The 18,575-nt window shown below is 70.6% G+C and carries 30 protein-coding genes; 6 read left to right on the top strand and 24 right to left on the bottom strand.

The genetic code is table 11. The features are described from left to right. Window positions 1–10: 10 nt before the first annotated feature. The gene (locus ACZ466_RS18015; RefSeq protein ID WP_378280297.1) at window positions 11–358 is read right to left on the bottom strand and encodes a hypothetical protein; all 348 of its coding nucleotides are present in this window, start codon (window positions 356–358) and stop codon (window positions 11–13) included. A 154-nt stretch (window positions 359–512) separates the two neighbouring features. On the opposite strand from ACZ466_RS18015, the gene ACZ466_RS18010 reads away from it, so the two are divergent. Both ACZ466_RS18010 and ACZ466_RS18005 read left to right on the top strand, forming a co-directional pair. After that, window positions 513–737, top strand: a complete 225-nt coding sequence (locus ACZ466_RS18010; protein WP_378280295.1) for a helix-turn-helix transcriptional regulator — start codon at window positions 513–515, stop codon at window positions 735–737. 31 nt (window positions 738–768) lie between these two features. Further along, window positions 769–1,011, top strand: coding sequence for a hypothetical protein (locus tag ACZ466_RS18005; RefSeq protein ID WP_378280294.1), 243 nt, complete (start codon window positions 769–771; stop codon window positions 1,009–1,011). 15 nt (window positions 1,012–1,026) lie between these two features. Here ACZ466_RS18005 and ACZ466_RS18000 read toward each other — a convergent pair whose 3' ends face one another. Continuing rightward, window positions 1,027–2,331: a helix-turn-helix domain-containing protein gene (locus ACZ466_RS18000; protein WP_378280292.1), complete on the bottom strand. Its 1,305-nt coding sequence runs from the start codon at window positions 2,329–2,331 to the stop codon at window positions 1,027–1,029. 194 nt (window positions 2,332–2,525) lie between these two features. Here ACZ466_RS18000 and ACZ466_RS17995 point away from each other — a divergent pair, with 194 nt between their 5' ends. The 3 genes from ACZ466_RS17995 to ACZ466_RS17985 are packed head-to-tail and all read left to right on the top strand — an operon-like array spanning window position 2,526 to window position 4,298. Continuing rightward, window positions 2,526–2,765 (top strand): hypothetical protein, encoded by a 240-nt coding sequence (locus tag ACZ466_RS17995; RefSeq protein ID WP_378280290.1) that lies wholly within the window; start codon window positions 2,526–2,528, stop codon window positions 2,763–2,765. Between the two features lie 3 nt (window positions 2,766–2,768). Then, window positions 2,769–3,743, top strand: a complete 975-nt coding sequence (locus ACZ466_RS17990; RefSeq protein ID WP_378280288.1) for an MvdC/MvdD family ATP grasp protein — start codon at window positions 2,769–2,771, stop codon at window positions 3,741–3,743. A gap of 12 nt (window positions 3,744–3,755) precedes the next feature. Next, window positions 3,756–4,298 carry a GNAT family N-acetyltransferase gene (locus tag ACZ466_RS17985; RefSeq protein WP_378280286.1) on the top strand — a complete coding sequence of 181 codons (543 nt, stop codon included), beginning with the start codon at window positions 3,756–3,758 and terminating at the stop codon, window positions 4,296–4,298. 7 nt (window positions 4,299–4,305) lie between these two features. Here the strand turns inward: ACZ466_RS17985 and ACZ466_RS17980 are convergent, their stop codons facing one another. The 11 genes from ACZ466_RS17980 to ACZ466_RS17930 form a co-directional block, all read right to left on the bottom strand. Next, a complete protein-coding gene (locus ACZ466_RS17980) occupies window positions 4,306–5,136 on the bottom strand; it encodes a hypothetical protein (RefSeq protein WP_378280284.1) in 831 nt (276 codons plus the stop codon). Window positions 5,137–5,170: 34 nt separating this feature from the next. After that, window positions 5,171–5,557, bottom strand: a complete 387-nt coding sequence (locus ACZ466_RS17975) for a hypothetical protein (RefSeq protein ID WP_378280282.1) — start codon at window positions 5,555–5,557, stop codon at window positions 5,171–5,173. A 256-nt stretch (window positions 5,558–5,813) separates the two neighbouring features. Further along, a complete protein-coding gene (locus tag ACZ466_RS17970; RefSeq protein ID WP_378280280.1) occupies window positions 5,814–6,257 on the bottom strand; it encodes a hypothetical protein in 444 nt (147 codons plus the stop codon). Continuing rightward, window positions 6,254–6,709: a hypothetical protein gene (locus ACZ466_RS17965; protein ID WP_378280278.1), complete on the bottom strand. Its 456-nt coding sequence runs from the start codon at window positions 6,707–6,709 to the stop codon at window positions 6,254–6,256. The genes ACZ466_RS17970 and ACZ466_RS17965 overlap by 4 nt, the downstream gene beginning before the upstream one ends. A 152-nt stretch (window positions 6,710–6,861) precedes the next feature. Beyond that, a complete protein-coding gene (locus ACZ466_RS17960; RefSeq protein WP_378280277.1) occupies window positions 6,862–7,173 on the bottom strand; it encodes a hypothetical protein in 312 nt (103 codons plus the stop codon). Between the two features lie 14 nt (window positions 7,174–7,187). Further along, window positions 7,188–7,562, bottom strand: coding sequence for a hypothetical protein (locus tag ACZ466_RS17955; protein WP_378280275.1), 375 nt, complete (start codon window positions 7,560–7,562; stop codon window positions 7,188–7,190). Between the two features lie 439 nt (window positions 7,563–8,001). Further along, window positions 8,002–10,683, bottom strand: coding sequence for a phage/plasmid primase, P4 family (locus ACZ466_RS17950; RefSeq protein WP_378280273.1), 2,682 nt, complete (start codon window positions 10,681–10,683; stop codon window positions 8,002–8,004). 95 nt (window positions 10,684–10,778) lie between these two features. Continuing rightward, entirely contained in the window at window positions 10,779–11,348 is a 570-nt protein-coding gene (locus ACZ466_RS17945) for a hypothetical protein (protein ID WP_378280271.1), read from the bottom strand. Between the two features lie 23 nt (window positions 11,349–11,371). Then, the gene (locus tag ACZ466_RS17940) at window positions 11,372–12,169 is read right to left on the bottom strand and encodes a hypothetical protein (RefSeq protein WP_378280269.1); all 798 of its coding nucleotides are present in this window, start codon (window positions 12,167–12,169) and stop codon (window positions 11,372–11,374) included. Continuing rightward, window positions 12,166–12,726 carry a hypothetical protein gene (locus tag ACZ466_RS17935; protein ID WP_378280268.1) on the bottom strand — a complete coding sequence of 187 codons (561 nt, stop codon included), beginning with the start codon at window positions 12,724–12,726 and terminating at the stop codon, window positions 12,166–12,168. Before ACZ466_RS17935 ends, ACZ466_RS17940 begins: the two co-directional genes overlap by 4 nt. Further along, the gene (locus tag ACZ466_RS17930; protein WP_378280266.1) at window positions 12,726–13,040 is read right to left on the bottom strand and encodes a hypothetical protein; all 315 of its coding nucleotides are present in this window, start codon (window positions 13,038–13,040) and stop codon (window positions 12,726–12,728) included. The genes ACZ466_RS17935 and ACZ466_RS17930 overlap by 1 nt, the downstream gene beginning before the upstream one ends. A 159-nt stretch (window positions 13,041–13,199) precedes the next feature. Between ACZ466_RS17930 and ACZ466_RS17925 the strand changes: the two genes are divergently transcribed. Continuing rightward, window positions 13,200–13,409, top strand: a complete 210-nt coding sequence (locus tag ACZ466_RS17925; protein ID WP_378280264.1) for a hypothetical protein — start codon at window positions 13,200–13,202, stop codon at window positions 13,407–13,409. 11 nt (window positions 13,410–13,420) lie between these two features. Here the strand turns inward: ACZ466_RS17925 and ACZ466_RS17920 are convergent, their stop codons facing one another. The 11 genes from ACZ466_RS17920 to ACZ466_RS17870 are packed head-to-tail and all read right to left on the bottom strand — an operon-like array spanning window position 13,421 to window position 18,572. Continuing rightward, on the bottom strand, window positions 13,421–13,954 hold the full coding sequence (locus ACZ466_RS17920; protein WP_378280262.1) for a hypothetical protein: 534 nt from the start codon (window positions 13,952–13,954) through the stop codon (window positions 13,421–13,423). After that, entirely contained in the window at window positions 13,951–14,259 is a 309-nt protein-coding gene (locus ACZ466_RS17915) for a hypothetical protein (protein ID WP_378280260.1), read from the bottom strand. Before ACZ466_RS17915 ends, ACZ466_RS17920 begins: the two co-directional genes overlap by 4 nt. Further along, a complete protein-coding gene (locus tag ACZ466_RS17910) occupies window positions 14,259–14,792 on the bottom strand; it encodes a hypothetical protein (RefSeq protein ID WP_378280258.1) in 534 nt (177 codons plus the stop codon). The genes ACZ466_RS17915 and ACZ466_RS17910 overlap by 1 nt, the downstream gene beginning before the upstream one ends. Further along, window positions 14,774–14,992, bottom strand: a complete 219-nt coding sequence (locus ACZ466_RS17905; protein ID WP_378280256.1) for a hypothetical protein — start codon at window positions 14,990–14,992, stop codon at window positions 14,774–14,776. The genes ACZ466_RS17910 and ACZ466_RS17905 overlap by 19 nt, the downstream gene beginning before the upstream one ends. Then, a complete protein-coding gene (locus ACZ466_RS17900; RefSeq protein WP_378280255.1) occupies window positions 14,989–15,822 on the bottom strand; it encodes a DNA adenine methylase in 834 nt (277 codons plus the stop codon). Before ACZ466_RS17900 ends, ACZ466_RS17905 begins: the two co-directional genes overlap by 4 nt. Continuing rightward, window positions 15,819–16,097, bottom strand: a complete 279-nt coding sequence (locus ACZ466_RS17895; RefSeq protein ID WP_378280253.1) for a hypothetical protein — start codon at window positions 16,095–16,097, stop codon at window positions 15,819–15,821. Before ACZ466_RS17895 ends, ACZ466_RS17900 begins: the two co-directional genes overlap by 4 nt. Next, the gene (locus ACZ466_RS17890) at window positions 16,094–16,960 is read right to left on the bottom strand and encodes a hypothetical protein (RefSeq protein ID WP_378280251.1); all 867 of its coding nucleotides are present in this window, start codon (window positions 16,958–16,960) and stop codon (window positions 16,094–16,096) included. Before ACZ466_RS17890 ends, ACZ466_RS17895 begins: the two co-directional genes overlap by 4 nt. Further along, a complete protein-coding gene (locus ACZ466_RS17885; protein ID WP_378280249.1) occupies window positions 16,957–17,379 on the bottom strand; it encodes a hypothetical protein in 423 nt (140 codons plus the stop codon). Before ACZ466_RS17885 ends, ACZ466_RS17890 begins: the two co-directional genes overlap by 4 nt. After that, window positions 17,376–17,561, bottom strand: a complete 186-nt coding sequence (locus tag ACZ466_RS17880; protein WP_378280247.1) for a hypothetical protein — start codon at window positions 17,559–17,561, stop codon at window positions 17,376–17,378. Before ACZ466_RS17880 ends, ACZ466_RS17885 begins: the two co-directional genes overlap by 4 nt. Then, window positions 17,558–18,310 (bottom strand): DNA-methyltransferase, encoded by a 753-nt coding sequence (locus ACZ466_RS17875; RefSeq protein WP_378280245.1) that lies wholly within the window; start codon window positions 18,308–18,310, stop codon window positions 17,558–17,560. The genes ACZ466_RS17880 and ACZ466_RS17875 overlap by 4 nt, the downstream gene beginning before the upstream one ends. After that, window positions 18,303–18,572 (bottom strand): hypothetical protein, encoded by a 270-nt coding sequence (locus ACZ466_RS17870; protein ID WP_378280244.1) that lies wholly within the window; start codon window positions 18,570–18,572, stop codon window positions 18,303–18,305. The genes ACZ466_RS17875 and ACZ466_RS17870 overlap by 8 nt, the downstream gene beginning before the upstream one ends. Window positions 18,573–18,575: the final 3 nt, after the last annotated feature.

The raw sequence follows: 18,575 nt of genomic DNA, 5'->3' as shown, positions 1-18,575 counted from the left end.
GTCGGTTGGGTTAGGCGGCGAGGAGGGTGGCGGCCGCGCGGTGAAAGCAAAGGTGGCGGCCCTTGAGACCCGCCTTGCACGTGCACCCCTGCGGGGCGGTGAGGTAGGTGTTCTGGCCGTCGGTGGAGACGGCGCGGAAGACGCGGCGGCCGCGGATGGGGACGATGCCGCCGTCGGCGATGAGCTCGCGGGCCTTGGCGATGGCGGTGGGCTTGTAGCCGGCGGCGTTGAGGGCGGCTTCTTTGCGGGCCATGCGGGCGCAGTGGGCGCCCATGCCGCGGGCGATGGAGGTGGCGGAGCGGAGGGTGGCCTTGCAGCGCTTGCAGGTGGCGGTCTTGGGGGTGATCGCCTTGGCCATGTCCCTCGCTCCTGTCTTCGTCGTCCTGATGTAGACAAGGTTACTGAGTATCGAGCAACCTTGTCAACATCAGGGGGACGACGTAGCGTCGGGAGCGTGCCACCCGACCCCACTAGACTTCGTCACCATCACGTAGACGAAGGGACGCGCCGCCGTGAGCAAGCCCGACCCCGAAGCCGACTACTGGACCCTCCAGGACGTCGCCGACCACTACGGCATCAAATACGCCTCAGCCCGCCGCTACCGCACCCGCGGCGAGCTCCCCAAGGAGGACAAACTGTTCGGCCGCTCCCCCGTCTGGAAGCCAGCCACGATCCTCAACCACGAGCGCCCGGGGCAGGGGGCGCGCACGGACCTCCAAGAGCAGTCCGATGCCTAGGTTGAGGACACCGGGCGAGTACCGCGAGGTGATGATCGCGATGCTGACGGCCGCCGCGGAAGGCGACGAGGCGATCGAAGCCACGGAACTCGCACTCGCAGACCTCACGACGAGAGGCGACGGGAGCGCCGCCTTCTCCGCCGGTTTCCAGATCGCCCGGTGGCTGCTGGACTACGCATCACAGGAGACGGGGACACCGGTGTCGGACATCCTCCAGAAGCTCGCGATCGACTCGGCCGCGGGCAGGAGGCAGCGGCCCGACGGCGCAACCTGATCGTCGAGCTCTGCCCTACGCCCGGCCCCGCCCCACAATCGCAGCCAGCTCACGCACCCCCGACACCCTCGGATGCCGCGCCACCACCTCAACAGCCATGGCGCGGATCGCCGGGCGGCCGCCCATCTCGGCCGGCGCCTGGGCGTGAGCGGCCAACAGCCGCCGCACCGCCTGCTCGGCGTGGCCACGCTGCCACTCGGCACGGGCCATGTCGGTGTGCAACCTCGCGCGGCGCTCCGGGGTCGGGAACATGCCGGGCTGGAGGTGTCGGCCGGCGGCCAGGGCGTGGCCTGCGTCGCCGAGCGCCCACCGCACGCCGACCTCGTACAGGTCGACCTGGGGGGCGTCGATCCGGAACCGCGCAGCGCCCGGTGCCTGGCCTGGCCGGGTGGGCAGTCGCCGGGCGGCTCCCTTGGCTTCGGCGATCATGTCCAGGGCGCGGTCGCGATCGTCGGCGAGCGCGGCGTTGTAGGCGCTGGTGCACAGCATCTGCGCATAGGTGGCAGCCAGCGCGGCGGTCCCCAGCCCGGCGTCGGCGACTCGGCCGGCGGCCTGGAGGGTGACGCGCTCGGCCAGCTCGTGGCGGCCCTCGTGGCGCAGCACTATGCCGAGAGTGCGCGCGGCCGAGGCCATCGCAACCGGATCCTCGGACCGGGCGGCGTACAGGACCGCGCGATCGGCGGTGATACGCGATTGGGGGGCCGCGCCGACTTTGTTGAGCGCTTCGGCGGCCAGGTCGTAGCAGGCGGCGATCAGCGCCCAACCGCTGGGCTCCTGGCTGAGCTCGGCGGCGTGGTGCGCGGACGCGAGGAGCGCGGGCAGCTCGTCGATCAGCGTGATGAGCTCGCCGTTGTCCCACTGCTGGCGGGCACGGACGAGCCGCCGCGTGACCTGCTGAAGCGTGGCCGGCCCGGCATCGGGGAGCAGCGCCAGGGCCTCGTCGAGTGGGGCGAGGGAGAGCGGGACGGCCAGGCCCGCGGCGGCGATGAGAGTGCGGCGGCGCATCGGATCCTCCAGTGCCACGGGAGCCACGGTCCCGACCACCGTAGTCCCGCCAGGCTGGTCGAGGCCGAGCAGCTCACCGACAATCTGCGCGGGCATTGCGACGGCGTCGCACACGGCGCGGATCTTCACCAGGTCGATGCCCGCGGCGAGGTTGTTCTCTAACCGGGAGATGGTGGACGCCGAGTAGCCGGCGCGGCGGGCGAGGTCGGCTTGTTTCCAGCCGTGGCGTTCGCGGGCGAGGCGGATGGTGCCGCCGATGTCGCGCGCGGCGAGGAGTGCGCGGACGGGTGGGGCACGCCAGAAGTCTGGGTGCATCACGGCTCCCTCGGGGGCGCGCGAAGGGGTTGACCCCAAGGTACGGCGTCACCGGCTGGTTGCACAGCGTGATTTGCAGGTTCTGCATGGGGGTGCGAGTCCTGCACATGATCAGCGGTTTCGGCCCGGTGCGGGGGTTGAGTGGCGGCCAACGGCGCTCACTCAGGGCGCCGCCGAACCGGAAGGAGAGCCTCGTGCTCGACGTCCACACCGCCCCGCCCAGCGCCCAGGCGCTGGTGCCCTACGGGCTGTCGCACCAGGTGCGGCTCGCGCCCGCCTTCACCCAGGCGCCGCCCGACCTGACCTACTGCCCGCACCAGCAGCAGACCCTCGCCGGCGGCCGGCCCTTGGCCGCTCAGCCCGAGCTGCTGCGCGCCTACACGGTGACGTGGGGCACGACCGCCAACGACAACAAGACCGACGACGGAGGCTGACCCATGTCCGGCGGCACGGTGCTCATCCTCACCGACCACGACGATCACACCACCGACCTGATCGTGCACGCCCTCCACCAGCGCGACGCCACCGTCGTCCGCCTCGACCCGGGCACCGCACGCCTCCGGATGGACGCGCGGTTGGACGGGGCTCGGTGGCGGGGCCTGGTCGGGGATGAGCACCGTGCCGCCCGGCTGGAGGAGGTGACGGGCGTGCTGTGGCGCTGGCCCGGCGCGGCCAGCGGGCATCCCGACATCGGTGATCCTGCGGCCCGTGCGTGGGCGGCGCGCGAGGATGCTCTTGCCCTGCACGGCGTGCTGTCCACCCTGCCGGTCCGCTGGGTCAACCACCCTTTTGCCGCGGCGGCGGCCGGGCACAAGCCGGGCCAGCTTCTCGCGGCCCGCGGGTGCGGGTTGGAAGTGCCGGACACGCTCATCACCACCAGCGGCGCCGGCGTAGCCGACTGGGCGGGCGGACGTCCGGTCCTCTACAAGGCCGCGCATGCGCAGGGCGCCGACGAGGATGCGATGGTCACCGCGGGCGCTGTGGATCCGGCCGCGCTCCCCGACCACCTGGGGGCTGCGTCGTGCTTCCAGCCCGTCGTCGCAGGGCCCAGCGTCCGGCTCACCGTGGTCGGCAATCGCATGTTCGCCGTCCGGATCACCGGGTGCCCGGCCGACCTAATCGACTGGCGCCCGATCCAGGACCAGTTGGCGTTCATCCCGGTGCCGGTCCCCGAGCACATCGCCGCAGGTGTGCACGCGTTCATGCGGCACTTCGGCCTGGAGTACGGCGCGTTCGACTTCATCGACTCTTCGGGCGGCTGGGTCTTCCTGGAGATCAACCCCACCGGGATGTACGGGTTCGTGGAGATCCAGTCGGGGCTGGCCATCACCGACGCGATCACCGAACGGCTCCTGACCCCTCTTTCAGGTAACGAAGCACTGGCATCGCTCGGAATCGTGCACGGTCGGTGACAGGGTGGAGGCATGCCGACGATGACGATGACCGTGCGTACGTTCCTCGCTCCGAGCGTTGAGCTTCGCGCCGCGTTCTTGGATGCGCAGCGGGATTACGCGTCCGGGGATGGCCGCCCGGACGCCGACGGGCTGACGCTCCGCGACCTGGAGAACGGGGACTTCGCCCGCCTCGTCGAGGGCATCGGCACGGGGTGCTTCCCGCGGCCCGGCGTGCGTCCGGGTGCAGCGGGGATGGAGCTGTGGTGGTGCGAGACCGCACCGGACGGGCCGCCGCGGATGTTGGGGCGGCTGTGCATGCGGCACTACCTCGTCCCTGCGTTGGAGGGGCGTGGCGGGCAGGTGTGGGTGTCGATCCGCCCCTCCCGGCGCGGGGAGGGGCTCGGCGCCGAGCTGCTGCGGGATGCGCTGCCTCGGCTGCGCGCCAAGGGTTTGGACGCTCCGACGGTGGTGTGCCCGGTGGACCATGCGGGGGCGCGGGTGACGGTGGAGCGGGTGGGTGGTGTGTTGGTGCGTGAGGAGCGGGGCCGGGCGGTCTACACGCTGCACACCTGACGTCCGGTCAGGACGCCTGCCTCTCCCCCCGAGACTCCGCCACCAGCCCAGCATCCGGCGACTCCACCAACTCCTCGTACTCCTCCTCGCTGAGGAGCCGCCCGCACTTCTCGTTCCGGCACCGGATGTACCCGTCCTCCCTGGTCTGGAGGGTGTTGACGAACCGGCACCGTGGGCACCGGCCGGGCAGCCTGCGCACCACCGGCTCGGAGCGGGCCAGGCCGTGCAGGAGCCGCTCCCAGTGCAGGAGGCGCCGCGCGAACGTGACGCGTTCGGGGTCGGCGAGCAGGTCGCCGGCTTCGCTGATGAGGAACGCGAGGGTGAGCCGGCGTGCGCGGCCGTCGCGGGCCCGGCGGGGCCTGGGCTCGTAGCCGCGCTGCTGACGCCATTCGTCTTCGACGTCGACGAGTTCGCCATAGAACTGGTCGAGGGTGTCGGCGACGGGTGAGGCGGAGGCGGGGCCGGTGGTGCGGCGGGAGACGCGTTCGCCGGAGTGGGCGCCGCGGTGGCCGTCTTGCCAGGATTCGAGGTTGGAGGCGAGGTCGTCGAGGCCGCGGAGGGCGCGGAGGATGTTGGCCTGGCAGCGTGAGCACCAGACGGGGTTCCCGATGGTGCACGGCAGGTCCGGCGCCTCGGGCGGTTCAGGAAGCCTCAGAGGTGCCATGAGGGCGGCACGCTTGTCCGACCCTTCGGGGAGAACTACGAGCGGCAGTCCAGCCTCCTGGAGGGCCTTGTCGCATGCTTCCAGCCATGCCGCATGGTCGACGTCATAGGCGTTCCACGCTTCGACGTAGGGGGCATTCTCTCGCCCCGGGCAGATGTCAGTGCGTCGCTCCATCAGTTGCCCCCTTCAGTGGTGGCCGCGTGCGGTCTCATGAGAAGTCCGAGTCGCAGAAGTCGTAGCCCTCGGATGTGAAGTCGTTCCGGAGCCCGGCGTCATAGCCGGGCCCACACAGATCGCGGGCCCGCGCCGAATCGCGAGCGATACCGCCCTGCATGGAGTCGATCCGGGCGAGGAACTCGGCCCTGCTCAACTCCTGGCCGTACTCGTCTTCGATGGGACCGAGTGACACAAGCCTGAGCCAGGAGGGGCGATCGTTGACAGGCCAGTCGATGCCATCGGGCTGGTGGTCGCGGTAGGCGCGGTGGAGGAAACGCCAGCCGGCGGATACCTTGCCGAGGTGGATGTACTGCTCCCGGGAGCAGTGCGCGCATGCGTTTTCGCAGGCAGGGGCGCGGGTGTAGTAGTTGGTGCCCATTACCGGTTCTCTCTGGTGGTCTGCTGTGTCGTGTCGATGGGGCCTGGGCCTTCGTACTGGCCGGGCTTGAAGCTGGGCGGCCACTGCGCGGCGAATCCCAGGGGCCCGGCAGGGACTGCGCCGGCGGGGACGATGGTGTAGCTGGGGTTGCAGGACTGTTCGGTGTGCCACCAGGCGCCTGATAGGCCGCGTTCGGCGGGTCTGCCGCAGAAGGTGCAGTGGCCGGGGGTCATGACTTTGGAGCGGAGGTCGCCGCTCACGGCATCTCCTTCGGCTGGTCGAGGACGGTGAGGGTGTCGCGGGCCTGGTCGATGGCCTGGACGCGGCAAGAGGAGGCGATGGTCAGGTTGCATAGGCGCCGCACCCGCTCGATCGCGGCCTCGGCCTGCTGGAGCCGTCCTTCGGCAAGGTCGGCCCGCTCGGTGGCGGTGACCTCGGTGTGCAGCAGGTCGTCCTGGATGACGCGCAGCACGGCGTCGGCGAGCGCCTTGGGGGCTCCGCTGAGGTCGTCGGTGACGGGGTGCGTGCAGATGGTGGCGGGGTCGTCGCACTCGTAGGCGTCGGTGCACATGTCGAACGTCTTGTGGTGCAGCCAATGCCGCTCGGCCGTTTGCCCCTCCGGCCCGGTGGTGGCGTCGTACTCGGCCGGGCAGCCTGGGACGTCGCAGCGCCGCATGGTCGACTCCGGGACGTAGCTCATGCCACCCCCCGCGTCAACTCCACCAGCCGCGCCTCCACCAGACGCCGCCCCCGCTCCCGCTGCCCCTCCGACAGATTCAGGTCCGCATCCGAGAGCAGCCCCTCCACCAGAGCCACCACCATCGGCGCCACCCGCTCAAACACCGCCGCCAACCTCGCCTCCAGGTCCAGACGGTTGATGTCCACCAGCACCCGCGCCGTGCGATCCAAGGCCCGCTCATACAAGGCGATCTCCGCGCGCAGCTGCTCCGCCTGCGCGCCCTCGTACCGCCACGACTCCGCGCGCAGCTCCGCGACCTGGCCGCCGATGAAGTCCTTGAAGGTCGAGATCTCACCAGCCAGGGTCAGCAACGCCAGAAGCGGATCAGCCACCGGCGCCGCCGCCGGCTGATACCGGTCCGCGAGCTGGCGGACACGCTCCTCGGCGACACGCTGCGCCGCCTTCGCCCGCACCTGAGGCGCATGCCCCCCATGGCGCGGACACACCTTCGCCCCGCGCTTCGGCCACCGCATGCACGGGGCGCCCTGCTTGTTGTGGCCTGAGCACCGTGGATGGGGTTGGTCGCAGCGCTTGCAGTCGATGGGGTCGCTGGTCACGGCGCCCTTCACCGCCCGCTCCCCTTGCGGTGGTCGGCCCCAACGGGCAGGTCGACCACGAGCCCGCCGGTGTTGCGGGCGAGCTCGTCGGCGCGTTCGGTGGCATTCACGAAAACCGGGCCGCTGGCCGTCGCAAGACCGTCGGCCTCGGGCATGACAACCATCTGCACTGCCGGGCCCTGGTCGATCTCGTCGTCGGTGTAGGCGTGGACTCTGCTGGGGGCGTGGTCGTTGAGGGCGCCGACGGCTTCCATGACCGAGCGCAGGACCCATTCCTTGGAGTGGGTGGTGTCGAAGGTGAGGATGACGGTGACGCTCATTCGCTTTTCCTTTCTCAGAAGGGCGGTTCGGTCGGGCACACGTACCGGCGCCGCTGTGGGCTTTTCTCCATGTGGTCGTTGAGGGGCTGTCCGCATCGGTGTTCGGGGAGCACGGGCCATCTGCGGGCGCTCTGGATGTGCCATTGGTCGCGGCGCCACATTTCCCGCCGGCCGTAGACGGCTTGGAGGTCGAAGGTGGCGCGGCCGGCGAGGAGAGCAAGGGTTTCGCCGAGGGGTGTGATGGGGGTGGGGTCGGCTCGGACGCTGCGGGCGGCGGTGTCGTCGTCGAGTCCGGTGAGGATCGGGTGGTGGCAGTGGGGGCAGGTGCGGAGGGCGGCGGTGCGGAAGACGTCGCCTCGGGTGCGGAGGAGCCAGGTGGGGATGGTCATGACCAGCCCCCGGTCTTCCACAGGTTTTCCACAGGCTGTGTCTGCGTCGGGTGTCGCCGTGACCTTGCCGTGATATTCGGGGTGGCGCTGTGACAGATGTGAAGGGCTCTCGGCGGATCTGTCACAGGGGCTTGACCTGGCGTTTCACCTGTCTGGAGGGGTGGTCTGTGACAGGTGACAGGTTGTTCCGGGTTCCCGAGCCGCGCGTGTGCGTGCGTGCGCGTGTGCGCGCACGTGGGTGGAATAGGGGGCTGAAACCTGTCACATCTGTCACGATCATGGAGTTTTCCCAGGTCAGACCCATGACAGATGCGATTTCGATCTGTCATAACAGAGAGTGATATTCGGGGTGTTTTCGCAGGTGAGACCCCGTGACAGATGTGGTCCGCACATCTGTCACACATCCCGTTATATATAACGGACAGGTAACAGCGGTTGGTCATCGGAACCACCCCTCATCCGAACGCGCCCCATCGCCGCCCTCGTCGTCGCCCTCGACCGACATGACGGTGAGGTTGCTGTAGACCCGCGCTCCCCCGCCCGGCCCGCGGCCGCGGCCTGCACCGTGCTTGGACAGCTCCTGGGTGAGCTTCTTGGCCGACACCGGCTTCTCACCGACCGCGGTGCACCACCGTTCGTAGGCGTCCCGCACGATCGCGACCTTGATCTGGACTTGTTCGCCACCGCCGACCCGGCAGCACTCTTCGACGAATCGGGCGACGGTGTCCTGTTCTTTCTTGTAGTTCTCGGTGGCGGCGGTGACGCTTTCCGGTTCGGGTTTGAGTCCTTGGTCGGCGAACATGGCGGCGCCTTGGACGATCCAGTTCAGAATGGCGGGGCCGTGGTCGCGGGTGAGGATTCCTTGGAGGTCGTCGATGATCTGGTCGTCGGGGACTTCGTGTGTGAAGGGGATCAGCCGCAGGCGCCTCCAGAACGCCCGGCCGCCCGATTGCACGGATGGCTGGTGGTTGCCCATGAGCCACAGATGGTGGGTGGGTTCGAAGGTGAAGTGGTCTTGGCGCATGAACCGGGCGGTGAGGGTGTCGCCGCCGGTGAGCTGTTTCACTTTGGCTTCGTCGAAGCGGTCGTCTTCGTTGACCTCCGAGCACAGCACCATGCGGGCGCCTGCGAGCCGGGCGATCTCGGTTTCGTGGCCTTGGAACTGGGAGGCCATGAGGAATCCGACGGGGGCGGTGGTGGCGTAGTCGCCGAGGATGTGCTGGCTGGTTTCGAGGAAGACGCCTTTGCCGTTGCCTCCTGATCCCCAGGAGAAGGGGAGGACGTGGGGGCCGATGTAGCCGGTGGCCGAGTAGCCCATGAGGCGTTGCAGGTAGGTGGTGAGGGTGTCGTCGCCGCCGAAGGTGACGTGGAGGAAGGTGTGCCAGGCGGATGGGTCTGCGGCGGGGTCGGGGGTGCACAGGGTGATGCGGGTGTGGAGTCGTTCGGGGTCGGGTGGGCCGAGTTTGCCGGTGCGGAGGTCGACGATGCCGCCGGGTGTGTTGAGTTCCCAGGGGTGACTGTCGATGTCGTTCATGCCAACGACGATGTGGGGGTCGGTTTGGGCGAGGGCGAGGGCGGCGGTGACGCCGGCCGCGGACAGGGCGCGTTGTTTGAAGGAGATGTCGGGGCGTGCGTCTTCGGGGAGGGAGCGGCCGACTTGTTTGGCGTATTCGCGGACGGGGCCGCCGCCGCGTTCGCACCAGTTCCATCGGGTGCCGTTCCAGGCGAGCCAGTTGCCGCGGTCGGGGCAGTAGCGGATGCGGTCTCCGAACTGGGCGACGAGGGTGAGGGCGAGGCGGTCGTCGGAGTACCGGTAGGTGGTGCCGGTGGTGGCGAGGTGGGCGGTGTCGGGGCGGGCGCCGGGGTGGAGTTCGTGGACGGTGGCGAGGTTTCCCTCGATGCTCGGCCGCGGGTTGGCGGGGGTGAAGGGCCCGTTGATCTGCGGCTGGTAGTCGGCGATGAGTTCGTGGAGGTCCTCGTCGCCGTGCGGGAGCGGGTCCCCGTACCCCTGGGCAGCGAGCGCCCTGGCGGCCGCCGCGTAGTCCCCGGCGTGTTCGAGCAGCGCGTATGCCGCGAATTTCGAATAGGGCTCTTCGGTGTCGAAGATGGTCGAGGAGGAGAAGACGTACAGGTTGTCGGTGCCGGAGCGGCCGGTGGTGGCGGAGACGTGCGGGCCGCTTTTGCCGGGGCGGCACCAGCCGGTGGCGTCGCCGTAGCTGCGGGTGCGGCGCCACCCGTGCGGCTCCAGGATCTCGCTCCAGGTCGCCTTGGCGTTGAAGTCGTCCCCGGGGCGGAGCCGGTCTTCATCGGCGTCCCGTGGGCCTGTTGGGGAGCGCTGGGGCGCGGCTGGGGGTTCGGGGGCGGGGAGGGTGTCGAGCAGCGTGGCGAGGGCGTGGAGGGTGTCGCGTTCTTCTTCGGTGATGGTCGCGATCGTGGCGGGTCCGCCGACGAGGAGTACCCAGGGCTGGCCGCTGGGGTGGGTGTGTCCGCCGGAGGGGGCGACGATGACGAAGCCGCCTTCGCCGCGGGTTTCGATGAGGACTTGGGGGACCTGCTCTCCGCGGGTGATGTTGTCGAGCGCGGCTTGCCGCCGGGCCCGGATCTGCGGGTCAGGTTCGGTATCGATGCCGGCCTGTTGGGTGGTCTTCCAGGCGGTGAGTTCGTCGCTGGTTGAGGGGCGGCGGGCGAGCTTGGTGTTTCCGCGGGGCTGGTCGGCGGTGACGCGGTAGAGGATGTGGAGGCCGCCGGAGGGTGTGGTTTCGAGGTAGCCGCCGGTGATCCGGGTCCACAGCTCTTCCTGGCCGTGGTCGGTGAGGGCCTGGGCGTAGGTTTCGATGAGGTGCTCGTGGACGGCGCGGCCTTCGAGTTCGAGCATCTCCAGGTAGGCGCCGCCGGGGGCGGAGATCTGTCCGGTGATGATGCCGAGGCCGTCGAAGGCGCCGGTGGTGAACCAGCGGTTGAGCTGGTCGGGGTCGGCGCGCTGGGTTTGGTAGGTCTTCCAGAACGCGGCTGGGGCTTTGCTGCCGTCTGTGCGTGCGGGGACGGTGGAGCAGCCCGCTGCGGCGAGCGCCTGCGCTGCGTTGAGCAGGGCTTCGGTCCGGGGGGCGGGCTGGTCGGTCACTTGCACCTCGCGTGTCACATGGTTGTGGTCGGGTGTGGCCCCGCCACCGGGGAGGCTGGTGGCGGGGCCGGGGTCGTGGAGTTGTGGCCGGGGCGTCAGCCGATGCCGAGGGCGGCCTTCTGCTCGGGGGTGAGCTGGGCGAGGGCGGCGAGGGCTTCGGGGGTGACGCCCGCGGGCGCGGCCGGAGCGGGGGCCGCCTGCGGGGCGGCGGGCTGCTGCTCCTGGCTGTTGCCGCTGTTGAGGAAGTCGGTGGCGGCGCTGGGCGGGGCGTAGGTGGCCGTGTAAACCTTGGGCGGGTTGAAGCCGCGCTTGGCCTCGCCGTCGGCGGTGTAAGTGATCGTCAGGGTGCCGCCGACCGCGATCCCTGAGGCGCTGGACTTGCGGATGGCCTCCTTGACGGCCTTCTGCATCTGGCCCTTGACGTAGACGGCGCGCTCGCCGTCGTCGTCGGGCACCGAGGGGTCGCGCTCATCGGTGGCCAGGACGATCATGAGCTGCTGCATGGGCTTGCCGTCGTTCCAGTACTTCAGCTCGCCGGACTGGAAGTCCTTCTGCTGCTGGACTTCCGGCTCGCGGGCGATGGTGCCGGTGACGGTGGTGCCAATGGCGGGGAACTTCGCGGAGGTGGTTCCGCCCGCCATGAGGAAGTCATTTGCCGTGGTCATGCTGGTGCTTCTCCTTTGCTGTGCTATTTCGCGATGAGTGCCGCGAGGGATGGGGATGGGGTGGTGGCGTCGATGACGCCGGGGCAGCCGGCCGACGGGTCGGTGCTGCCGGGCTTGAAGTAGGTGCAGTAGGTGCACCAGTTCTCTGTGGCCGGGAGGAGGGCCGCGGCTGCGGTGCCGAGCTGGCCGGTGAGTTTGGCGATGCCTTCGGCGCGGGTGAGGGCGTCGACGGCGACCTGCTCGTCGTAGGGCTCGGTCCAGAAGTAGTTCTGGCGGAGTTCCTGGTTGCGGGGGAAGAACCAGACAGCGACGTGGTCGACGCGGGCGCCGCGGCGGGTCCAGCCGCGTCCGTACAGGTGGGCCTGGGCGCGGTACTGGTCGCCGGGGCCCTGGCTGCGGTATTTGCGAAGCTGGTCGTCGCCGACGATCTTGTAGTCGACGACGGTGCCGCCGATGGCCGGGTTGGCGGGGTCGCCGACGAACAGGTCGCAGGAACCGGTGATGGTCTCGCCGAGGATCTCGCCGACGTCGACGCGGACTTCGCACCAGTAACGGTTGTCGCCGACGGCCCAGGTGGGGAGGTCCTTGTTGGCCAGGTGGAAGACCTCTTCGAGCCATGCGTGAACGGCGGTGCCGACGGTGGGCTTCCAGGGGACGTTGCGCCGGGGGTTGACCTCGCCCATGCCTGCGAGCTTGTAGGCGATCTTGCGGGCGCAGGGGTCGCCGATCTCGCTCGGGCCGATGCGCTTCTGCAGGCTGCGCGGGTGGTTGGTGATGGCGTTTTCGACGACGCGGAGGAGCTCGGCGTGCAGGTCGCTCATGATTCGCCGCCCTCGGCGGAGCCATTGGCGGAGGTGGCTTCATTGAGCGCGTCGTAGAGAGCCCCGACGTCGGTGACGTCGTGGTGCTTAGAGAGGTGCCCCCAGATGAAGTCGCCGGTGCCACCGACGAGGTCGGCGAGGAAGGCGACCTGGTTGTGCGGGAGGGTGAGCGTGATCGGGTCCCGGCTGATGTGCTTGCGCGGCGGGATGACCGGCGTGGAGCTGCTCTCGGTGACCTCGGTGATGATGCTGACCGGCGCTCCCGCCATGCCCCCGATCGTGTTGATGACCAGGACGGCCTTGTCGGGGGTGTCCGCCTTGTCGATGTCGAGGAGGATCCCGGAGAGTCCACGACCGTCGGCGTAGGTGACGGTGATGTGGCGGCCGATGAGCTTCTCGTAGGCGAGCGCGTCGTTCACCGCGGACGCCTCCGGGACTTTCCATCCGTCGGTCGGTTCCTCGGTGACGCAAGCGGGCTCGGTGCGGCATCCGGACGCGCATTTCAGGTCGCCGGTTCCCGCGTAGTACGGGCAGGCGAGCGCGGTGCGGGCGTCCATTAGGCGCCGTCCTCGGGGTCGAGGAGGGTGAAGCGGCGGCCCGGCTCACCGATGACCGTGTACTTCTCCACCAGGTCCGGGTGGTCCGCAGTCAGGGCCTTCTTGTCGAGGCGGCGGGCCGGGGCGGTGTGGGTCCAGCGCACCACGGGCTTGCCGTCGATGCGGCCTTCGGTCTGGTCGCCGAGGGCGTCCTGGATCTTCTCGCGAGCGGCGGCTTCGACTTGGTCGAGTTCGGCGCGCTTGGTGCGGCACTGCCGGAGGATGGCGACCCATCCGGCGAGGTCGCCGGGCAGGTCGATGTGGGCGTCGGTCATGAGGGCGACTCCGTTGCTGTTTGGCTGCTGGCTGCTGTGCGAGACGTGGTGTTGCGGGGGCGTCGCATCACAGTTATGCCACATCGATGTGGCCACATGCAAGTGGCTTTCGTGAGGTACCCTTCGGGTGGCCACATCCGTGTGTGCGAACATGACCCCGTGGATCAGGAGCAGGCGATGAACGACGTCCGGAACGCCGTACGACGCCGCAAGACCGCTCAGCGGCGGCTCGACGAGGCTCACGAGCATCTGCGAGAGACGCTCCGTGCGGCTCGTGACGCCGGCGTCCGGCAGGTTGAGCTGGTCGAAGAGACCGGGTATACCCGCGAGCATGTGCGCCGGCTGCTGCTGCCCACCGGCGACGACTGAGGTCTGAGCCATCACGCCGCACTCCCCTCGGCGGGCCGCTTTCCCCCACCAGGGCAGGGAGTCCCGTCACCGCGGTCGTGCTTGTGCAGGTTGCCGGTGCGGCCGATCTTCTTGGTGCGCCTGCAGACGGGGCAGGTCGCGGTGCGGATCTTCCTGCCGCGGAAGTCGCGGTGCACCTGGGGGCAGGCGTCTTCGACCAGACCGAGGACGCGCAGCGCCATGAGGGCATCGGTGACGTCGGAGGCGTGCCGGGCGGGCCGCTCGCACATGGAGCCGGGCTTGAGAAGGGCTACGGCGGCCGGCCAGAGCGCAGCACTGGCGACGGGTCCGGCGCCGAGCGCGAGGCACACCAGGGCGCTCACGGCCGCGGGCGCGGTGCACTGGTGCCGGTTGGCGAGACGCCGGATGAGCAGGTGGGCGCGCTCTCGGTCGTCGGGTTCGGCGTGGCCGTAGGTGGTGCCGGTTCCGGCGAGGAGGTGGCGGCCGGATTGTTCGAGGTCGGTGCGCATGCCGGCGTTGGTGCGGGTCGGGCTGGTGGGGGTCATCGGCTCATCACCTCGTCCCGGAGCCATGCTTCGTAGCGCCAGGAGGTGGTGAAGGAGATGCCGATCTGCGCGGCGGCTTCGAGTCGGGTCTGCCCGGCCTCGCGCAGTTCCTTGTACTGCTGGCGGGCTGCGGCGGCGTTGTGCCCGGGGCGGGGCGGGCATTCGGAGGGTTCGCGGGGCATGGGCGGGCCGGAGGCGGGGCGGCCGGCCGCCGCCCAGCGGCGGTAACAGGCTTCGCGGTAGCCGTGGCCGCGGTGGGGGCCGGGTCGGCCGCAGCAGCGGCAGGTGATGGTGCGCTTGGCCATCACGCCACCTCCGGCCAGTCGATCTTGGTCATGGCGTCGCGGTGGGTCTTGGGCAGGAGGATGGGCGAGAAGCCGAGCCAGTCCAGGCCCATGAGGGCGAGCCAGCGGGCGTCGACCATGTTGTCGTCGCGGACGTCGCGGTGTTCGCGCTGGTAGAGGGCGAGGCGCATGTCGGCCTTGGTGGCGTTGCCGCGGCCGGTGGCGTAGCGCTTGAGGGCGGCGGGCGGAACAACGGCGACCGGGACGCACTCGTGGAACAGGCGGTCGACGACCAGCCACCACAGCCCGGCGCGGTCCCAGGTGCCGGCGCCGCGGGAGTTGTAGGACGGGCCCTCGATGACGGCGAGGTGGGGTCCCTCGAACAGCCCGGCTTTGGTGCGGGCGATGACCTCGTCGGTGATGTGGCGGAGCCGGTCGCGCTGGTCGCCCAGGTGGTCGCCCGGCCCGGTGGTGATGATGTCCAGGCTGCCGTCGACGCGGGCGATGCCGGTGGCGGCGAGGCTGAGGTCCAGCCCTATGACTCGGGGTTGCATCGGGTCTCCAGGGGGCGTGTGAGGGCGCGAAGGCTGGCGATGGTGGTGTGGGTGTGGGCTTGTGCGGCGGCGACGCGCAGGGCCCAGTCGGGTGGCGCGGACGGCCCGTAGTCCAGGACGTGGGCGTGGCCGCAGGTGCAGGCCCAGGAGACGGCGGCCAGTTGGGGGAGGTGGCCGGTGCCGGTGGAGTGGGCGGTCATGCGATCACCGCCGTGTCGAACAGGCCGTCGGCGACGGGGAACGGCCGGTTGGACCACAGCACCTCGGTGCGCGGGGACCACTGGTTGGCCTGCCCGGTGCCGGTGTGGATCTCGTGGCGGTGCCAGCCGGCGTACAGGTCGTCGTACAGCGGGGAGTGGTAGCCGGACAGGATCACGGTGGCGCGGCAGGCCTCGAGGGCCGCGGCCAGTTCGCGGTGCTCGGCGTCGGAGCCCATCTCGTGCCGGTAGTTCCGCGCCCGGGTGGAGCCGAGGTAGGGCGGGTCGACATACATGAGCACGTCGGGCTGGGCGCCGTAGGCCTCGAGGACTTCGAGGGCGGGGCGGCATTCGAGGGAGACGCGGGCGAGGCGTTCGGCGGCGGCCGCCATTCGGTCGAGGTAGCCGTTCAGGTAGCCGGGCATGGAGGTGACGGACCCGGCGGGGTCGATGTAGAACCGCCAGCCGGTGCGGCGGAGGGTGCCGCCGCGGCCCTGGGAGAGCAGGACCCAGACGCGGCGGGCTTCCTCGAGCTGTGGGTCGGGGTGGTCGTCGGGGACGGGCTGGTAGGCCTCGATGTGTTCGGCGCGGGCGTGCGGGGTGAGGGCGCAGACGCGCTGCAGGTCGGCGGGCCGGTCGCGGAGGATGCGCCAGAAGGCCATGAGCCGGGAGTCGAGGTCGTTGACGGTCTCCATGCGGGATGGGCGCTTGGCGAGCAGGACGGCCAGGGACCCGGCGAAGGGTTCGACGTAGTGCTCGTGGTCGGGGAAGAGCGCGGCGATCTGCTGGGCGATGGTGACCTTGGCGCCGTAGTAGGCCAGGGGCGGTTTCATGCGACCTCCTCGAACAGGGCGTCCTGGACGGGGACGCGCTGCCGGTCGGCCCAGGCCAGGATCGCCGCGCGTGACTGCGGGGTGGTGTGGTCGCGGATGAGCTGCTCGGCGCGGGTCCAGCGGATGTGCCCGGCGCGGGGCGGGTAGGCGGTCTGGAGGATCGCGGTGATGTCGGCGGTGGTGAGCGGGGCTTCGTTGCCGGTGATGTCCCAGGGGGCGCCCTGTCCGTCCCCGTGAGAGCTCGGGGGCGGACCGGGCCGGTCGGTGGCGGTCACAGGGCGCCCGCCTTGCGCTTGCGTTCCCAGGTGTCGGCGGTGCTGGGCTTGATGCCGACCCGGCGGGCGGCCTCGGGGATGCTCTCGCCGCCGTCGCGGAGCCAGAAGTACTCCTCGCGGAGTTCGACGGAGGCGGCCGGGCCCTTGCTCGGCGGCGGTGGTCCCGTCTCTGGTTTCCCGGCGGCGTGCCAGCGCCCGTAGCAGGCGATGCAGTAGCCGTGCCCTCCGGTGCCAAGGGGCCGCGGCTCGCCGCATGCGGTGCACGGCACCGGTGTGGAGGTCTTGATGTAGGTGGCGACCCGGGCGGAGTGCGCTGTGCGGCACGCCTTGTCGATGGGTTCGCCGTTGCGGCGGTGCCGGTGGTAGGCGGCGTCGGTGCCGCACGGGGCCGGTGGACGCCCCTGGCCGCGCTGGCCGGGCTCCCACACGTAGGTCCTGGAGATCCCGACGCCGATGCGGCGGGCGGCGTCGTGGCGGCCCACGCCTCCGGCGCGCAACTCCTGGTAGAGGCGGCGCACGTCCTTGTGGTCAGTGCACCACTTGCGGTGGACGGCCGTGGCCGTGCAGCCGTCGTGCGCGCACTCGGCCGGGGGCGCGGTCGGCGGGATGTAGGCGCGGGCGGTGTCGACGGTGATGCCGACGCGGGCTGCGGCATCGGCGACCGAGGTGCCGCCCTCGACGAGCCAGACGACCTCCTCGCGCAGCATGGCGGAGTGCTCGGGGCCGTGGCGTGGGGGCGGCGGTGGTTCTCCTTCGTGGGCGCCGGCGCGGTACCAGCGGTGGTAGCAGGTGCTGCACCAGCCGTGGCCGCCGGTGCTGGGCTGGCGGGGATTGTCGCAGTTGGAGCAGATGCGGGCGGTCATGCCGCAGCCTCCTTCCGCCACCGCTGGTGCCAGTCGCGGGCGGTGCCGGCTGCGATACCGAGGCGCTCGGCGGCCATCTCGACGGACTCGCCGGTCTCCAGGAGCCAGGTGAAGTCCTCGCGTAGTTCGACGGCGCGGGTGCTGGTCATGCGGCGGAGCGGCGGTGGCCCGGTGTCGGGGCGTCCGGCCTGCTGCCAGCGGGAAACGCACGACTGGCACCAGCCGTAGCGCAGAATCAGCCGCTCGCGTTCGCAGGCGGTGCACGTGGCCGTGGGGTACCGGTCGCGTGCCTTGCGGGCCCAGGCAGCGCAGTAGGCGCGGTGCGCGGCCTCGCATGCGTCGTCGATGGGTTCGCCGCGGTACTTGTGGCGGACGTAGGCGGCGTGGGTGCCGCACGGCTGGAGCTGGCGTTTGCTCATTCGGGTCGCCTCCCGGTGGCGCCGTAGGAGCGGCCGTCGGAGCAGCCGCAGTCGTCGTAGAGCGGGCCGGTGCCGGTGATGCGGGTGAGGGTGTCGCCGGCCCGCCGCCAGGCGATGACCGCGTAGGCGGCCACCAGTCCCAGGGCGGCGAGCACGGCGACGGCGAAGTGGAGCCCGGTCACGACGCCCCCAGCGGGGCTTGTGCGAGGCGGCGGGCGGCGGCTTCGGCGTAGGGTTCGTGGGCCTCGATGCCGATCGCCTTGCGGCCGGTGAGGCGGGCGGCCTCCAGGGTGGAGCCGGACCCGGCGAACGGGTCGACCACCATGCCGCCGGGCGGGCAGGCGTACCGGATCAGCAGGTCCAGCAGCTCGACGGGCTTCTCGGTGGGGTGGATGGCGCGGTGGTGGGCGGAACGGATCCGCAACACCGTGCGGGCCATGCGGGTACCGTCGTCGCTCCACCCGCGCGCCGCGACGGTTCCGGTGTGGGCGGGCTGTGAGCGCCGCTTGGTGGGGCGTGTCTCGTCGGGGCCGAGGTGCGGCACGCGGGGCACCTCGTGGTGCAGGTCGCGCCAGTCGCCCCGGTACCAGTGCGTGACGGTCTCGTGGACCCGCTTGAACCGGTCGGCGGCGAACCCGCTGCCGTTGTGCTTCTCCCAGATGACGTCCTGGCTGAGCTTCCAGCCCGCGCCGGTGAATTCGTGGCCACGCTCCAGGAACATGCGCATCGACCCGAAGCACCACATCGACCGGGCGGCTTCACGGACGAGGAGCGGCCAGTTGCCGGGCCACCGGTCCCACGTCAGGGAGGTCTCGGCGTACGGCGGGTCGGCCACGATCAGGTCGGCGGTGATGCCGAGGTCGGGCAGGATCTCCCGGCTGTCGCCCACGTACAGCTGGACGTCGCCCCCGTTCCAGTAGGGCTCAGCCATCAGTCCCACCGCCCCTGCGGAGCCGGGCGAGTTCGGCGAGGGCGGCGTCCCGGTCGCGTTCGACCTTGCGGCGTTCGGCGGCGGCGCGGTCGAAGTGCTCGGTCCACCGGACGGCCTGGGCCACCAGTTCGGCGCGGGCCTCGTCCCGCTCGTTGCGGAGCCGAACGACCTCGCGGTTCTGTTCCATGGCCTGCCGCGCCTGGATCTCGCGGAGCTCGTCGTCACTGGCCAGGAAGGCGGCGACCCATTCCCGTGGCGTCATCGT

The organism is Actinomadura rugatobispora (assembly GCF_055379765.1).
The sequence above is the reverse complement of the archived record's forward strand: the minus strand, read 5'-3'. Positions and strand labels throughout refer to the sequence as shown.

Excerpts from the sequence above, each read along its gene's own strand:
- ACZ466_RS17945 (WP_378280271.1), bottom strand. The coding sequence starts at position 11,348 with ATGACCACGGCAAATGACTTCCTCATGGCGGGCGGAACCACCTCCGCG.
- ACZ466_RS17935 (WP_378280268.1), bottom strand. The coding sequence starts at position 12,726 with ATGGACGCCCGCACCGCGCTCGCCTGCCCGTACTACGCGGGAACCGGC.
- ACZ466_RS17975 (WP_378280282.1), bottom strand. The coding sequence starts at position 5,557 with ATGGGCACCAACTACTACACCCGCGCCCCTGCCTGCGAAAACGCATGC.
- ACZ466_RS17910 (WP_378280258.1), bottom strand. The coding sequence starts at position 14,792 with ATGCAACCCCGAGTCATAGGGCTGGACCTCAGCCTCGCCGCCACCGGC.
- ACZ466_RS18015 (WP_378280297.1), bottom strand. The coding sequence starts at position 358 with ATGGCCAAGGCGATCACCCCCAAGACCGCCACCTGCAAGCGCTGCAAG.
- ACZ466_RS17985 (WP_378280286.1), top strand. The coding sequence starts at position 3,756 with ATGCCGACGATGACGATGACCGTGCGTACGTTCCTCGCTCCGAGCGTT.
- ACZ466_RS18000 (WP_378280292.1), bottom strand. The coding sequence starts at position 2,331 with ATGCACCCAGACTTCTGGCGTGCCCCACCCGTCCGCGCACTCCTCGCC.
- ACZ466_RS17970 (WP_378280280.1), bottom strand. The coding sequence starts at position 6,257 with ATGAGCTACGTCCCGGAGTCGACCATGCGGCGCTGCGACGTCCCAGGC.
- ACZ466_RS17990 (WP_378280288.1), top strand. The coding sequence starts at position 2,769 with ATGTCCGGCGGCACGGTGCTCATCCTCACCGACCACGACGATCACACC.
- ACZ466_RS17930 (WP_378280266.1), bottom strand. The coding sequence starts at position 13,040 with ATGACCGACGCCCACATCGACCTGCCCGGCGACCTCGCCGGATGGGTC.
- ACZ466_RS17920 (WP_378280262.1), bottom strand. The coding sequence starts at position 13,954 with ATGACCCCCACCAGCCCGACCCGCACCAACGCCGGCATGCGCACCGAC.
- ACZ466_RS17955 (WP_378280275.1), bottom strand. The coding sequence starts at position 7,562 with ATGACCATCCCCACCTGGCTCCTCCGCACCCGAGGCGACGTCTTCCGC.
- ACZ466_RS17885 (WP_378280249.1), bottom strand. The coding sequence starts at position 17,379 with ATGAGCAAACGCCAGCTCCAGCCGTGCGGCACCCACGCCGCCTACGTC.
- ACZ466_RS17870 (WP_378280244.1), bottom strand. The coding sequence starts at position 18,572 with ATGACGCCACGGGAATGGGTCGCCGCCTTCCTGGCCAGTGACGACGAG.
- ACZ466_RS17900 (WP_378280255.1), bottom strand. The coding sequence starts at position 15,822 with ATGAAACCGCCCCTGGCCTACTACGGCGCCAAGGTCACCATCGCCCAG.
- ACZ466_RS18005 (WP_378280294.1), top strand. The coding sequence starts at position 769 with ATGATCGCGATGCTGACGGCCGCCGCGGAAGGCGACGAGGCGATCGAA.
- ACZ466_RS17915 (WP_378280260.1), bottom strand. The coding sequence starts at position 14,259 with ATGGCCAAGCGCACCATCACCTGCCGCTGCTGCGGCCGACCCGGCCCC.
- ACZ466_RS17905 (WP_378280256.1), bottom strand. The coding sequence starts at position 14,992 with ATGACCGCCCACTCCACCGGCACCGGCCACCTCCCCCAACTGGCCGCC.
- ACZ466_RS17875 (WP_378280245.1), bottom strand. The coding sequence starts at position 18,310 with ATGGCTGAGCCCTACTGGAACGGGGGCGACGTCCAGCTGTACGTGGGC.
- ACZ466_RS17890 (WP_378280251.1), bottom strand. The coding sequence starts at position 16,960 with ATGACCGCCCGCATCTGCTCCAACTGCGACAATCCCCGCCAGCCCAGC.
- ACZ466_RS17940 (WP_378280269.1), bottom strand. The coding sequence starts at position 12,169 with ATGAGCGACCTGCACGCCGAGCTCCTCCGCGTCGTCGAAAACGCCATC.
- ACZ466_RS17980 (WP_378280284.1), bottom strand. The coding sequence starts at position 5,136 with ATGGAGCGACGCACTGACATCTGCCCGGGGCGAGAGAATGCCCCCTAC.
- ACZ466_RS17960 (WP_378280277.1), bottom strand. The coding sequence starts at position 7,173 with ATGAGCGTCACCGTCATCCTCACCTTCGACACCACCCACTCCAAGGAA.